The organism is Pseudomonas sp. MNR3A (assembly GCF_009650575.1).
GTDB classification, from domain to species: Bacteria; Pseudomonadota; Gammaproteobacteria; order Pseudomonadales; family Pseudomonadaceae; genus Aquipseudomonas; species Aquipseudomonas machongensis.
The window spans coordinates 117652-132204 of the sequence record NZ_VZZS01000003.1; the positions used below are offsets into that span (position 1 = coordinate 117652).

Sequence of the window (14553 nt, forward strand, 5' to 3'; positions counted from 1 at the left end):
GCAGGAGCATTCGGTACGCCGTCTCACTCCGAGCCAATAAAAAACCGCGCCCTTGCGCGGTTTTTTATTGGCTGTGCAAGCCTTAATAGTCAACGGGTGCCGGCTGACTGAACATCATGGCCACTGTTAATGCAACTGGAATTGACAAGTCCAATCCAACCTCTTTATCCCGCCCACATCAACCACCATCATCGACATACGGTGTGCCCCACGGCCTCAAGGACCCGCTCATGTCGATAACAAAAACCCTCAGCCCTGCCCTGCTTGCCATGTCGCTGGTCACGGCAAAGCCCGCTTCGGCAAGCGACACCGCGATTCAGCCCGTCACCTCGCCTCTGCAACTGTTCGTGACCCTGCCGGTCAAGCCCGACCACCTCGAACGCTTCCTGGCCACCATGCACAAGGAAGTGGCCGGTGCGCGCTCCGAAGCGGGCAACGTCGCGTTCGATGTCTACGAAGACGCGCAGCATCCCAGCCGCCTGTACCTGTTCGAGCATTGGCACACTGCCGAGTCGTTGGCCTCGCATACCAAGCAGCCTTACTACAAGGCGATCCGCGCCCAGGAGGCCGATGACCTGGGCGGCACGGTCGAGGAACGCAAACTGCGGGAGCTCTCCCCCGCCGCGCCTGCACGGTCTAAGGCCCCCGCCCAGTACAGCGTGTTGAGCACACTGCATCTGGCGCCAGGCAAGTTCGAACAACTCGCCACCCAGTTCGCGGCTCAGGCTGGGGCGATTCGCAGCGCCAAGGGTAATCTGGGGCTGGCGCTCTATCAGGATGAGGAAAAGCCCGATGAGCTGCTGCTGATCGAACGCTGGAGCGACCGCACCGCCCATGACGCCAGCGCCTCTTCGCCGGCCGCTCGACGGCTCCTGGCCTCGCTGAACGAGGTGACTGACACGCAGGTGCTGCAATTGCGCCTGATCGATCGCTCCACTGCCGACCATTGACGCAAGCAACGCTGCGAGGGCCCGAACATGACCAGCATTCCCCGCGACACCCCGTCATCCGCCCGCAATCTTCAGGCACGCCTGGAGCCGGTGTTCTACGCCCTGCTGCGCGGTGTACTGGGCATCGTCATGTTCACCCACGGGCTGCCCAAGCTGCAGGGTGACTCACATGGCTCGATGGCCGATCCGATGGCCAGCTCGACCCACCTCATCGGCAACGTGATGGGCCTGCCGTTCGCTACCGAACTGGCGTTTCTGGTGATGCTGCTGGAAACCGTCGGCGCGCTGATGCTCGTCGTCGGCGTGCTGACCCGGCCCGTTGCCCTGGCCATGGCCGCGGAGATGGTCGGGATCAGCTACGCCCTCGGTCCAACCTGGCCGTGGGTGGACCGGGGCATCGAATACCCGGTCATTCTCGGCAGCCTGGCGTTGTACATGGCCATCCGGGGCGGCGGACGCTTTGCCTTGGACCACAAGTTGTGGCACGGGCGCTAAGTGCAACGCGGCCCGTTCAGGCAACGCTCGCCCCCCCACCTGGCGCCTGGTCCACCGCCTGCAACAACTCGATGAACGCCTCGGCCTGGGGCGACAGCACATGACGGCGCAGGCTCACCACGCCGTCACGAATCTGCAGGGCTTCAAGGTCCGGTGAGATGTCCACCGGCTTGAGCTGATGCAATCTAGCCCCCTCCTCTGCCGCCAGACTCAGTTGCAGCTGTGATGCACAGCCGATGGCATCGGACTGCAGGACGATATCCAGCAACGGCCGCCCGTTCTCGCACTCCACCGCCGGCAGGTAATCACGACGCCCCGAGTACTGCAGCACGAGGCTGCGCACACCGAAGGAGCACACCATCGGGAAGACGAGCAGTTGCTCGCGGGTAACACCTTCCTGGGTTGCCAGTGGATGGTCGTGACGGCAGAAAAAGCACCAGCTGCGCGGCTGCAACTGACGGATGCGGTAGTTGGGGTCGAGCTCGAAGCTTTGCGAACTGGCGATGAAAAACTCGATTTCTTCGGCCATCAAGCGCCTGTTGAGGTTTTCACGGGTATCGACGACGAAATGCGCGTTGACCTGCGGTTGCAAGGCGATGAAGCGCGCCAGCGTGCGCGGCACCAGGCCGGCAGCCGGTGCCGGAGCGCAGCCGAAGTACAGCATGTCGCGATCAGCGCTGTTGAGACGGCTGATCTTCTCACCGAGCTCTTGCGCCTTGCCGAGGATGTCCAGTGCATACGACAGCAGCAGTTGCCCCTGTGCTGTCGGCGGCAATCCCTTTTGCTCGCGCTCTAACAGCTTGCAGCCGGCCTGATGCTCGAGGGCCTGGATGCTGCGGCTGAAGGCCGGCTGCGAGAGGCTCACGGCCTGTGCCGCGAGGGAAAAACTCCGGTGATTCATCAAGGCAACGAAATGCCGGAGATTCCTCAGCTCGTAATGCATTTGATGCATGACCTCTTTTGCAAAAAGCAATTGTGTATGCGGGTGGGGGATCTTAGTCTTAAAGAACCAAAACAAACAAATATTTATATTTTAATAACTTTCTGGAATATTAACTGCCGTTACTCCGGATGCAGCAGGACAGCCACCATGAGTATTGCGAAAGAAGACACTTCAGCAACTGAACGCGAATACAGCGCCGATGTGCTGGTAATCGGTGGCGGCCCAGCCGGCGCGTGGGCGGCGATCGGCGCTGCCGCAAAGGGCGCCAAGGTCATTCTGGTCGACAAAGGCTATTGCGGCGCCTCCGGGGCTACTGCGCCCTCCGGCACTGCCGTGTGGTGTGTGGCGCCAGAGGCCGAAGCCCGCAGGGTCGCCAAAGCCAGCCGCTATGCCATGGGCGGCGAGCTGGCCGAGCCGCAGTGGATGGATCGCGTCCTGGAGCAGACCTGGCGCAATCTGGAGTTGCTCGCCGAATGGGGCTATCCGTTTCCGGTGGACGAACAGGGCCGCCAGCGTTGGGTATCGCTGCAGGGCCCCGAGTACATGCGCCTGATGCGCAAGCGGGTCAAGCAGGCGGGTGGGCGCATTCTCGATCACAGCCCGGCGCTGGAACTGCTGGTCGATGAGCACGGCCAGGTCAGCGGCGCCACCGGCATCAGCCGGCAGAAGCAGCAGCGCTGGAGCGTGCGTGCCGGGGCAGTAGTGCTGGCCACCGGCGGCGTGGCTTTTCTCAGCAAGGCGCTGGGCTGCAATGTGCTGACGGGCGACGGCCACCTGATGGCTGCCGAAGCAGGCGCGGAGTTTTCCGGGATGGAGTTCTCCAATGCCTACGGCCTGGGGCCAGCCTTCGCCTCGGTGACCAAGTCGGCGCTGTACTCCTGGGCCACGTTCTACCATGCCGATGGACGTGAGATCGAAGGGGCAGGCTCGGCGCGTGGTCGCGGCGTGATCGCCAAGACCTTGATGAACGAGCCGGTGTTCGCCTGCATCGACCGCGCCGATGCCTCTACCCGCCAATGGATGCGCTCGGCGCAACCGAACTTCTTCCTGCCCTTCCAACGCATGGGGCTCGATCCGTTCAGCGATCGCTTCCCGGTGACCTTGCGCCTGGAAGGCACCGTGCGCGGCACCGGCGGCCTGCGTATCTGCAACGACCAGTGCGCCACCTCGGTACCCGGGCTGTATGCCGCTGGCGATGCTGCAACTCGCGAACTCATCTGCGGCGCCTTCACCGGCGGCGGCAGCCGTAACGCCGCCTGGGCGCTGTCCTCCGGGCTATGGGCCGGGGCCGGGGCCGCCGAATTCGCCCGCGACCAGCGCAGCAGCGCCATGCGCCGCCTGCTACAGTCCGGTACGGTCGGGCTGCGAGGGCAAGGCAAGCATGCCTTCGACCCGGAAGCGACGATCCGCGCCGTCCAGGCCGAAGTCTTCCCGTACGAACGCAACTGGTTCCGCCAGGGCGAGCGACTCGACGCTTCGCTTGGCCGCCTCGACCCGCTGTGGCAGCAGCTGCGCCAGGCCGCGCCCGCCAGCCCCGAACACCTGCTGCGCGCCCGTGAAGCGGCCGCCCTGCTCGCCACCTCACGCTGGATGTACCGCAGCGCTTTGGCACGCACCGAAAGCCGGGGCATGCACCGGCGCGACGATCATCCCCGGCTCGACCCCGAGCAGCGTCACCGCCTCATCAGCGGCGGCCTCGACGAGGTCTGGACCGCTCGCGAAACACTCGGCCCCGCCGACCACAGCCTGCTGCCGGAGAAAGCCGCATGATCGAACTGATCAGTGCCGACCGCTGCACCGGCTGCAACATCTGCGTCCTGGTATGCCCGACCGACGTGTTCGAAGCGGTGCCCGGCCAGGCACCGCTGATCGCGCGGCAATCCGAGTGCCAGACCTGCTTCATGTGCGAGGTCTACTGCCCGGAAGATGCGCTGTTCGTCTCGCCACTGGCCGATGAACAGGCCGCAGTGGACGAACAGCAACTGACCGCACAGGGCTTGCTCGGCGGTTACCGCGAAGCACTCGGCTGGGGCAAGGGACGTCACTCGACCGCTGCCCTCGACGAAAGCTACCAGTTCATCAAAGGCATCTAGAGGCTGTCGCCGCGGGATCACCTGCGCCGTTTCAGGCCGTCCATGCCGGCGGGCAACTGGGCATCGGGGAAGTGCGTCGAGAGCGTCGTCTCGCGCCACTGCTCCAGCTCTTCGGCACGCGCGCGCTCGTCGAGCCCATAAACGTACAACGCATCGCCGCCGAGCAGCAGGCGCAACGGCAGGTCGTCGCGGCGCGACAACTGCACGATCAGTTCGGCGATCTTCTGCGGGTCACCCACTTCGTTGCCACCGTAGCCCGCCAGCAGGCGCAGCACATGGCCGACGGTCACATCGTAGCCTTCCAGCATGCCCTCGAGCGGACGCTTGGCCTCGCTCGCCCAGTCGGTGCGCATGCCACCGGGCTCGAGGGTGCAGACCTGTATGCCCAGCGGCGTGACTTCCTTGGCCACCACATCGCTGAAACCGCCCACCGCCCACTTGGCCGCCTGGTAGGCCGAAAGGCCGGGCGTCGAGGTGCGCCCCCCCACTGAAGACACCTGGAAGATATGGCCGCTACGCTGCTTGCGCATCACCGGCAGAACTGCACGCGTCAGGTTGACGACACCGAACAGGTTGGTCTCGACCTGCGCACGAAAGTCATCCGCAGCCATCTGCTCGAACGGCACGGTATGGCCATAACCCGCATTGTTGACCAGCACATCGAGGCGGCCAAAGGCATCGAGCGCAAGTTGCACCGCCTCCTGCGCGGCCTGCTCGTCGGTGACGTCCAGGGCGACGACCCGCACCTGCTGCTCGCCGTACTGCGCCACCAGATCGTCCAGGCGCCGTGGGTCACGGGCGCCAGCGACCAGAACATCGCCGTTGCGCAGTACTGCTTCACTGATGGAGCGACCCAGGCCACGGGCCGCACCGGTTACAAGCCAGACTTTGGACATGATTCGACTCCTTCGTCGATGCGTATGAGTGATTAATCACTCATTTAAAAGGTATAAAAAAACCTGTCAGCGCCCTCCTAGGGCCGCCCACAGGGCATTGAATCCAGCCGTACGATAAGCCTCGGCCTGATCGGGTGACTGCTTGATGAACTCCATGGCTGTCTCGGCCATGGACACGAACATCGCGCCATAGAACGCCTGTGCCTGCTCTGCCGGCAACCCGCTGGAAGCGGTGCGCTCGCGCAGCAGTGCCCCCACCTCATCGAAACCCTCGCTGCCTGCGGCACGGTGCTCGGCATCGATGCGTCCGCTGACACTCAACTGGCGCAGAGCCTCGCGTGCCGCAGGGCTACCGATACCCCAGTCGACGTAACCGTTCCAGGCATGTCGAATAGCGGCTTCGGCCGTCGCGTTACGGGGAAAGTCAGCCATCATGGCCAGGCGCAGACCGGCCTTCAGCTCCAGGTACAAGGCGTTGAGCAACACATCCTTGTTTTCGAAGTAGGTGAACACTGTCCCCTCGGCCACACCCGCCAGCCGCGCAATGCGCGCGGTAGTGGCACTCAGGCCATCCTCGGCGAGCGCCTGGCTGGCGGCGGCGAGGATGGCGTTGCGCTTGTCGTGACTGCGGGGACGGGCCATGGCGATGCGGACACTTAACTGAGTGAGCGCTCAATCATATTCGTATTCGCCTCGAACGCAAGCCCTCCCGACCTGCGGTACCCTTGCCGACCCAGCGCAAAGAGTACCGCAGCGTCATCGATCAGCCGTTGCGGAACAGGAAGCTGTAGGCGTTGAGCGCCGGCACGCCGCCCAGGTGCGCATACAGTACCCGCGAACCCTCGGGGAACTCCCCATCACGCACCCTACCGATCATCCCCGCCATCGACTTGCCTTCGTACACAGGGTCGGTCAGCACACCCTCCAGTCGACCACACAGGCGGATCGCCTCCAGCGTGCCCTCGTTCGGCAGCCCATATTCGGGATAGGCATAGCGGGTATCGAGCACTACATCGTCCTCGGTGATCTCGCGGCCCAGGTCCACCAGCTCGGCGGTGTGACGAGCGATGCGCAGGATCTGTGCCTTGGTCTGCTCCGGCTTGGCTGACGCGTCGATGCCGATCACCCGCTGCGAGCGGCCATCGGCGGCAAAACCGACCACCATGCCCGCCTGGGTGCTGCCGGTGACCGAACAGACCACGATGTAGTCGAACTTGAAGCCCAGCTCCGCCTCCTGCTGGCGCACCTCTTCGGCAAAGCCGACAAAGCCCAGCCCGCCGTAGGGATGCTCGGAGCACCCTGCCGGAATCGGGAACGGCTTGCCGCCCTTGGCGCGAACATCAGCCATTGCCTGCTCCCAGCTGGGGCGGATACCGATGTCGAAGCCCGCGCTGTCGAGCCGCACATCGGCGCCCATGATGCGCGACATCTCGATATTGCCGACGCGGTCATACACAGCGTCGGAGTAGTTCACCCAGTTTTCCTGCACCAGCACGCACTTCATGCCCAGGTGCGCTGCCACTGCGGCGACCTGACGCGTCTGGTTCGACTGGATGCCGCCGATCGACACCAAGGTGTCACAGCCTTGTGCGAGCGCTTCAGGGATCAGGTATTCGAGCTTGCGTGTCTTGTTGCCACCAAAAGCCAGGCCGCTGTTGCAATCCTCGCGCTTGGCATAGAGCTCGACCTTGCCGCCCAAGTGGGCACTCAAGCGCTTGAGCGGGGTGATTGGGGAGGGTCCGAAGGTCAGCGGATAACGCGTGTAGCGACTCAGATTCATGGCTGTGCTCCCAATTGCGAAACGCGCGGATCGCGGGCTCCGATAGCGTCAATGCTAGGGAGGTTGGCCAAAAAACGGGTTGCAAGTTTTCCCTGAATTTCAAGCTATTGTTTTATTGAAAAATGATTTCACATCACTTTGTTGTGAGGCTCAAGCATTGAAAGCAACAAATGAACGCGAGCAAAAAAAGCCGTCACTGTCCGGCCCGCCACAGCTAGACCGTATCGACCGCGCGATCCTGCGCGCCCTGCAGCAGGACGCCTCGATCGCCAACGTGGCCTTGGCCGACAAGGTCAAGCTCAGCGCCCCGGCCTGCCTGCGACGGGTCGAACGCTTGAAGCAGGCGGGGTTGATCAAGGGCATCGTCGCCCTACTGGACAGCGAACGTCTCGATGCTGGGATGGTGGTACTGATCGGCGTGGTGCTCGACCGCTCCACCCCGGAATCCTTCGCCGCGTTCGAAGCGGCCGCGCAGAAGGTCTCCGGGTGCATGGAGTGCCATGTGGTGACGGGGGAGTTCGACTACTTCATGTTGCTGCGCACACGCGACAGCCAAAGCTTCAACCGCCTGCACGCCGAACAGTTGCTGTACCTGCCAGGAGTACGCCAGATCCGTTCGTTCATGGGCTTGCGCCAGGTGCTCTCGACGACACGAATCGTGTTGTAGAGGGGAGATTGCGCTGTTCTTTTCGCCCGCAAGCCCGCGAAGAGAACAGCGCAATCGGTGATCAACACGCCCAAGGCACTGGCGCCTCAGCCTCGATGCCATAGCGCGCGATGGCCTCGGCACACCGCTGGCGTTGCAACACACCTTCATCGGCCAGGCTCGAAAGCGCCGCCAGCACGATCTGGCGGCTGTCGACCTCGAAGAAGCCACGCAGTTGCTCACGACTGTCGCTGCGCCCGAAGCCATCGGTGCCCAAGGCAACGAAACGATCCTGCACATACGGCGCAACCAGGTGCGGCCAGGCGCAGACATAATCGGTCGCGGCGATCACCGGCGCGCCCTTGGGCAGGCACTGCACCAAGTGACTGGCCCGCGCCGGCTCCTGCGGATGCAGCCGGTTCCAGCGCTCCACCTCCCGTGCCTCGCGCGCCAGCTCGCTGAAACTGGTGGCGCTGAACACTTCGCAGGCCACGCCCCAGTCCTGCGCCAACAGGCGTGCCGCCGCCTGCACCTCGCGCAGGATCGTGCCTGAGCCCAGCAACCGTACCTTGCCAGTAGCCCCCTCCGGCATGTGTTGCTCCAGTCGGTAGAGCCCCCGGATGATGTCGCCTTCGACCCCGTCCGGCAGGCTTGGCTGTGGATAACTTTCGTTCATCAGGGTCACGTAGTAGAACGCGTCTTCCTGCGCTTCGAGCATGCGCCGCATGCCGTGGTCGAGGATCACCGCGAACTCACCGGCAAACGCCGGATCGTAGGCACGGCAGTTGGGCACGGTCGAGGCGATCAGCAGGCTGTGGCCGTCCTGGTGCTGCAGCCCTTCGCCACCCAGGGTGGTACGCCCAGCGGTAGCGCCCAGCAGGAAACCACGGGCGCGCTGGTCGGCGGCAGCCCAGATCAGGTCGCCGATGCGCTGGAAGCCGAACATCGAGTAGTAGATGTAGAACGGCAGCATCGGCAGGCCATGGGCGGAATAACTGGTGGCCGCCGCCACCCACGAGCTGATCGCCCCCGCCTCGCTGATGCCTTCTTCAAGGATCTGCCCGTCCAGCGCCTCGCGGTAGCAGAGGATCGAACCGATGTCTTCGGGCTCGTAGCGCTGGCCGACGCTGGAATAGATACCGATCTGCTTGAACAGGTTGGCCATGCCGAAGGTACGCGCCTCGTCGGCGACGATAGGCACTACCCGCGGCCCGAGCTGGCGGTCCTTGAGCAGCCCGCCGAGCATGCGCACGAAGGCCATGGTGGTGGACATTTCCTTGCCATCGGCCTGGGTGGCGAACGCCGCGTAGCTGGCCAGCGCCGGCACCGGCAGCCCCTCGGCCTGGCGTGGTCGCGACGGCAGGTAACCGCCCAGTGCCTGGCGACGTGCATGCAGGTAGCGCATCTCGTGGCTGTCGTCGGCGGGCTTGTAGAAGGCCAGGGACTCGGTCTGCTCATCGCTCAATGGCAGGTTGAAGCGATCGCGGAAGGCCATGAGTGCCTCGCGGTCGAGCTTCTTCTGCTGGTGCGTGGTCATCTTGCCCTGCCCCGCCTCACCCATGCCGTAGCCTTTCTTGGTCTGCGCCAATACCACGGTCGGGCGACCATCGCCTTGCTGGGCGGCATGGTAGGCGGCGTGGATCTTCACCATGTCGTGCCCCCCGCGCTTGAGCCGGTCGATCTGCTCGTCGCTCATGCCCTGGGCCATCCGGGCCAGCGCCTCGCTCTGGCCGAAGAAATGTTCGCGGTTGTAGCGCCCATCCTTGGCGGCGAAGGTCTGAAACTGCCCATCGACGGTAGCCGACAGCGTGCGCTCCAGCTCGCCGCTTGCGTCGCGGGCGAACAGGCCATCCCAATCCGATCCCCAGACCAGCTTGATCACCCGCCAGCCAGCACCGCTGAACAATGCCTCCAGTTCATCGATGATGCGCCCGTTACCACGTACCGGGCCGTCCAGGCGTTGCAGGTTGCAGTTGACCACCCACACCAGGTTGTCCAGGCGCTCGCGCGCCGCAAGAGTGAGCGCCGACATGCTTTCCGGTTCATCCATCTCGCCGTCGCCGAATACCCCCCACACGCGCCGCCCAGCGCCCTGACGCAGGCCCCGGTGTTCCAGGTAGCGCATGAAGCGCGCCTGGTAGATCGAACTGATCGGCCCGATGCCCATGGAGCCGGTGGGAAACTGCCAGAAATCAGGCATCAGCCAGGGATGTGGATAACTCGACAGGCCCTGCACATCGCGGCGCCGTGCAGTGATTTCCTGTCGATAGTGCTCCAGCTGCTCAACCTGCAAGCGGCCCTCGAGGAAGGCCCGGGCGTAGACACCCGGCGCCGAGTGCGGCTGGAAGAACACCAGGTCGCCAGTGCCCGGCGTATCGCCGCCACGGAAGAAGTGGTTGAAGCCGACCTCGAACAAGTCGGCAGCACTGGCGTAGCTTGCAATATGACCGCCCAGCTCACCGTAGGCCTGGTTGGCGCGCACCACCATGGCCAGCGCGTTCCAGCGCATGATCGAGGCCAGACGTTCCTCGGTCGCCAGATCGCCCGGAAAGGCCGGCTGCTGCTCGACGCCGATGCTGTTGATATAGGGCGTGCCATGCCCTGGCTGCCAGCCGACGGCATGATGCCGCGCCAGGGCCGCAAGCCTGTCGAGCAGAGCCCGCGTGCGCGGCGCGCCTTCGTGTTCGAGCAGCGACAGTAACGCGTCGCGCCACTCATCCAGGCCCTGGGTGTCGATGTCGTCCTCGGCGGACGGCTCGCGCAACGATCCTGCAGCGTGATGGATGCTCATGACAGCACTTGCACCTCGGTGTACTTGTTGGAGGGGGACGGTTTCAGACCGCCAGGAAGCGTTCCTCGAGAATTCGCTTGACCAGCATCCGCGCGACATCGACGACCTGCTCGACCTGTGTCACGGGCGAGCCCTGGCGATTGATCGCGGGATCGAGCTGCAGGCAGCGCAGCTCATGGCCACACACTGAGCCTAGCCATGCCAGGCGCACCTGCCCGTCGCTCTCGAGGTCCAGCAGGTAGCAACGCTTGGAGACCGCTCGCAACAGGGCGCTGGCCTCGCACGCCGACTCGGCGGCAAGCGTGCGCTGCCCATCACCTGCTGCCAGCCAGTTGGCCTGCAGGCCGTCCATGTCCTGCACGTGCAGATGGGCAACTTCGTTCCAGCCCTCAAGCGCAGCGTGCAACCCGATGCCCAGCATTTCTGGCGACGCTGCGCTGGACACCACCACCACCGCTACGTCCTGCGATGGCGCCTTCACCCACCTTGCGAATCTGGAAATCGCCAGCATGGCCTGCTCCCTCTCGTCGGGTCTGTGCGCATGAAACCTGCTCCAAAACGATACTCAGCGCACGATTGAATTTCATACCTATTCTTACCCTTGAACAGGAACAACCTTCCAAGCTTCAACCCCCAACTGAAGGCTATCCCGTCATGGCTTCGTAAAGCAGGCAATCATCCCGGCAGCCGCACAGACCTGACGGCAAGCGGGCTACATACCAGACCGAGGAAACGCGATGAAAGAGCCCGCCAAGCCCATCGAGGTCAACACCCACGAACGCAAGATCCTGCGTGCACTACAAGCCAACGGCCGAATCAGCAACGCGGAACTGGCGAAGAAAGTCGGGCTGAGCACCACCGCGTGCTGGAACCACACCAAACGGCTGTTCGATGCGGGCGTGATCAAGGGGGTGCATGCCCACGTCGATCCGAACGTGCTGCAGCAGGGCACCGTGGTGCTCATCGGCGTGGTGCTGGATCGCTCCACCCCCGAGAGCTTCGCCGCGTTCGAAGCGGCCGCGCGCAACCTGCAGCAAGTGCTGGAATGCTGGCTGGTGGCGGGGGATGTGGACTACTTCCTGAAGATCCGCGTGCGTGACCTGCCGGCCTTCAACCACCTGCACAATACGCAGATCATCGCCCTGCCTGGGGTGCGCCAAGTGCGCACGTTCTTCGTGCTCAACGAGGTAAAGTCCGGCGGTCTCATCTCGATCTGAGGCAACGCCACCCGCCTTGGTAAACCGTCCCAGGCGTGCATCCATTCCTTCTTTTTCGAGCTGTGCCCCGACGCTCTAATGCCGGGAGCGGTGCGTCGAAGACGCTCCGCTTCCCCCAGGAACGGAGCGTCCCATGCCACTCATCAACGCGTTCATGCAATTGCCAGGTCTGGCGGTGGCCTTGCTGTATACCGGGCTCGCCAGCGCACAGCCAGCCGACCCGCAGACCGAGACCCTGCAACTGGAAAGTCGTGCGGCACAGTGCGCACCACATCTGGAGAGTCTGGAGCGGCTGCTCGTCGACAGGATTAATGGCCTGGAGCCCGCGATGGGTGAAAGGCTACGGCAGATTCCCGAAATCGAACGTCGTATAGCACGCCTACGCCAGCAGCTGGACCAAGAGCGCCAGGACTACGAAAAACTGCCGTGGCGCCCAGAGCACCGCATACGTCTGGAAGCGCTTGAAAACGAAATCTGGAGCAACCAGAGCGCCATCCGTTCGACCCAGCTCGACGAGCGCAACCTGACGGTGATGAAACCGGCACTCAGCAGCACCCGCCAGCAACAGAGCGCCCTAATCCTGCAACTGGACGCATTCGCCGCCGCACGCCATGACTGTGAACACCCCCAACACAGCCCTCAGTGCTACGCAGAGGAGGTCGCACCGCTGCACCCTCTGCTGAAGTCGGCACTCGACGACACCCATGCGCTGCTCGAAACGCTCTGGTCACCGCTCAGCGACGTTGTCTTCTATTCGATGGCATGGATAGACGACTGCGCTGCAACAGCCCCCCCGGGATTCGGCCAACAGCCATCCCTCTAGTTCCACGCCCCCGCTGGATAGTTCCCCAAATCTCAGAAGAGGTCCACCATGTCTGAACTCACCCCATTCATCAGCCGCAGAGCCCTGATCGAAAAAAACATCCGTCAGGAACTGACAACCCATGGCGCATCCCAACCGTTGAGCCTGCCAACTGTCGACAGCCCGCTCGTGGCTCACTACGTGAACAGGATCGAAGGCTCCTATGACTCATCACGCGCGAAAATCGATACGGACCACGCCATCGAGCTGCTCTACATCGCCTACAACACCACGCCCCAGCGCAACGGCGAAATCCGCGTCAAGATCAACAGCATCATGGACAAGCTGCTCAAAGCACAGCAGGACAGCGAACGCCAGATCAGGGCCGCCAGTACTGCCGCCAGCCGTCTCACCCGAAAGCTCAACCGCGGCCTGACCGGCTGGACCGCCGCCAAGGAAACCGGTGACATCGCGCAGATCAAGCGCTTCGTAAACAAAGAACTGATGGACATGGCCAACGAGATCAAAAACTCGGCCATGGCGGTCAACGCGAGCCTGCAAACCATCGTCGACCGCTACGATGGCATCATCGATGACACCCACGAAGTGACCGCCAGCAGCGAGATGGCCTTGAGCACAACACTTGAGGCCAACGAAAAAGTTCGCCAGGAAATTCTTCAGCACAAGGCTCGCAGCAAACAACTGGAATCGCTGATAGCCGACATGCAACAACAGGTCAAGCGCTACGAGTCCCTCGCCCGCGACTATGCAGATCAAGCCAAGTCTTCCGAGGAGCGCGCCTTCTGGGCAGGCATGCTGCGTGGTGCTGCGCAGGTGATATCGGCCGCCATGCCACTGGCGGCCATGGCTGCCAGCGGCGGCAGCTCGTCTCTGGTCGCCGCGGCCTCAGTCGCCGCAGGCGTCGGAAAAGGCGCCAACGGTGCCCAGGGCAACGCCACTGGCGACCTCATCCGCCTGAAGAAAGAGCGCTCCGAGCATCGCGCCGAACTGGCGTTGATACAGGAGGAGGTGGACAAACTGCAGACGTCGATCTCAGGTTATCAGGCGCAGAAAGGCAAGGTGGCCGACACCGGCAAACTCAAGGTGCTGGAGAACCGGATCACCGAAGCCGAAGGGCTTCTGGTCAAGGCCAAGGCCAAGTACCAGGAGGCCAAGGAGCACCTTGGATCACTGGAGTCCGCGCTCCAGACTCTGGCCTCGGCAGCCGGTGATATCAGCGATGCCAGCCGGGCACAGGCCAACAACCTGCGCCAGATGCAGCTGCAGATGCTCGATAATGCCGACAAGTACGAGACCGCCAGGCGCGAACAGGCAGCCGAACTGCTGGAAGTTTCCGTGCTGATGGCAGGCAAAGGCAGCGAGCAGGAGATCATCGAGCTGGCGATCAGGTCACTGAACCTGAGCGTGAGCGCCCTCAAGCGCACCCGTGAAATCGTCGTGGAAATAGCGTTCTTCTTCCGCTCGTTCTGCGACTTCATGGAGGTCATCCGCCAGGATGCCCAAGAGCAGATCGAAGAGTTCGAAGATGCCGAAGACATCGACTCGAACCGCGACTACCTCTTTTCGCAATTGTGTGAGTCCACCGACGCATTCTTCATCAGCCAGACCGGGCAGTGGATCGCCGTCGGCATTGTCTCCGATCATTTCGCCCTGACATTCAAGGACGGCTGGAGCAAGCTCAACAAACTGTCCGGAAAGTACATCACCAACGATGAACTGCCCGCCTATCTCACCGAGGCGGCGGGCAAGCTGGACATGATCGCAGCCGATCGCAATGCCGCCAGCCACGAGCGTCAGGTGTACCTGGAAAACTACCGTAACGAACTCAACGCCGATTAATGGCCGCCCGGCGGGGGCAAATAATCAGTTCAGAAAATCGTGAACTGATTATTTGCCCCCGCCGATTTTTCCCCTTGGCA

At 63.2% G+C, this 14553-nt stretch carries 14 protein-coding genes; 8 read left to right on the top strand and 6 right to left on the bottom strand.

What is annotated here, in order from left to right; all coding sequences use genetic code 11:
* Window positions 1-230: 230 nt before the first annotated feature.
* Both F6X62_RS02385 and F6X62_RS02390 read left to right on the top strand, forming a co-directional pair.
* Window positions 231-950, top strand: coding sequence for a putative quinol monooxygenase (locus tag F6X62_RS02385; RefSeq protein WP_178117512.1), 720 nt, complete (start codon window positions 231-233; stop codon window positions 948-950).
* A gap of 27 nt (window positions 951-977) precedes the next feature.
* Entirely contained in the window at window positions 978-1445 is a 468-nt protein-coding gene (locus F6X62_RS02390) for a DoxX family protein (protein ID WP_153772586.1), read from the top strand.
* Window positions 1446-1461: 16 nt separating this feature from the next.
* On the opposite strand, the gene F6X62_RS02395 is transcribed toward F6X62_RS02390, so the two are convergent.
* Complete coding sequence (locus F6X62_RS02395; RefSeq protein WP_306109875.1) at window positions 1462-2397, bottom strand: LysR family transcriptional regulator; 936 nt, start codon at window positions 2395-2397, stop codon at window positions 1462-1464.
* Window positions 2398-2535: 138 nt separating this feature from the next.
* Between F6X62_RS02395 and F6X62_RS02400 the strand changes: the two genes are divergently transcribed.
* Window positions 2536-4158, top strand: a complete 1623-nt coding sequence (locus F6X62_RS02400) for an FAD-dependent oxidoreductase (protein ID WP_153772587.1) — start codon at window positions 2536-2538, stop codon at window positions 4156-4158.
* Window positions 4155-4481, top strand: a complete 327-nt coding sequence (locus F6X62_RS02405; RefSeq protein ID WP_054895487.1) for a ferredoxin family protein — start codon at window positions 4155-4157, stop codon at window positions 4479-4481. The genes F6X62_RS02400 and F6X62_RS02405 overlap by 4 nt, the downstream gene beginning before the upstream one ends.
* Window positions 4482-4498: 17 nt before the next feature.
* On the opposite strand, the gene F6X62_RS02410 is transcribed toward F6X62_RS02405, so the two are convergent.
* The 3 genes from F6X62_RS02410 to F6X62_RS02420 form a co-directional block, all read right to left on the bottom strand.
* Entirely contained in the window at window positions 4499-5377 is an 879-nt protein-coding gene (locus F6X62_RS02410) for an SDR family NAD(P)-dependent oxidoreductase (protein ID WP_153772588.1), read from the bottom strand.
* 66 nt (window positions 5378-5443) lie between these two features.
* Entirely contained in the window at window positions 5444-6019 is a 576-nt protein-coding gene (locus tag F6X62_RS02415; RefSeq protein ID WP_054895485.1) for a TetR/AcrR family transcriptional regulator, read from the bottom strand.
* 121 nt (window positions 6020-6140) lie between these two features.
* Window positions 6141-7157 (bottom strand): 1-aminocyclopropane-1-carboxylate deaminase, encoded by a 1017-nt coding sequence (locus tag F6X62_RS02420; protein WP_063542893.1) that lies wholly within the window; start codon window positions 7155-7157, stop codon window positions 6141-6143.
* 157 nt (window positions 7158-7314) lie between these two features.
* Between F6X62_RS02420 and F6X62_RS02425 the strand changes: the two genes are divergently transcribed.
* On the top strand, window positions 7315-7824 hold the full coding sequence (locus F6X62_RS02425) for an Lrp/AsnC family transcriptional regulator (protein WP_153772589.1): 510 nt from the start codon (window positions 7315-7317) through the stop codon (window positions 7822-7824).
* Window positions 7825-7885: 61 nt separating this feature from the next.
* On the opposite strand, the gene mdeB is transcribed toward F6X62_RS02425, so the two are convergent.
* Entirely contained in the window at window positions 7886-10594 is a 2709-nt protein-coding gene (gene mdeB / locus F6X62_RS02430) for an alpha-ketoglutarate dehydrogenase (protein ID WP_153772590.1), read from the bottom strand.
* Between the two features lie 43 nt (window positions 10595-10637).
* Window positions 10638-11105 (bottom strand): transketolase, encoded by a 468-nt coding sequence (locus tag F6X62_RS02435; RefSeq protein WP_153772591.1) that lies wholly within the window; start codon window positions 11103-11105, stop codon window positions 10638-10640.
* A gap of 226 nt (window positions 11106-11331) precedes the next feature.
* On the opposite strand from F6X62_RS02435, the gene F6X62_RS02440 reads away from it, so the two are divergent.
* From F6X62_RS02440 to F6X62_RS02450, 3 genes are all read left to right on the top strand, one after another.
* Window positions 11332-11811 carry an Lrp/AsnC family transcriptional regulator gene (locus tag F6X62_RS02440; RefSeq protein ID WP_063542886.1) on the top strand — a complete coding sequence of 160 codons (480 nt, stop codon included), beginning with the start codon at window positions 11332-11334 and terminating at the stop codon, window positions 11809-11811.
* Window positions 11812-11944: 133 nt separating this feature from the next.
* Complete coding sequence (locus tag F6X62_RS02445) at window positions 11945-12634, top strand: hypothetical protein (protein ID WP_153772592.1); 690 nt, start codon at window positions 11945-11947, stop codon at window positions 12632-12634.
* A 48-nt stretch (window positions 12635-12682) separates the two neighbouring features.
* On the top strand, window positions 12683-14473 hold the full coding sequence (locus F6X62_RS02450) for a hypothetical protein (RefSeq protein WP_153772593.1): 1791 nt from the start codon (window positions 12683-12685) through the stop codon (window positions 14471-14473).
* The last annotated feature ends 80 nt before the right edge of the window (window positions 14474-14553 follow it).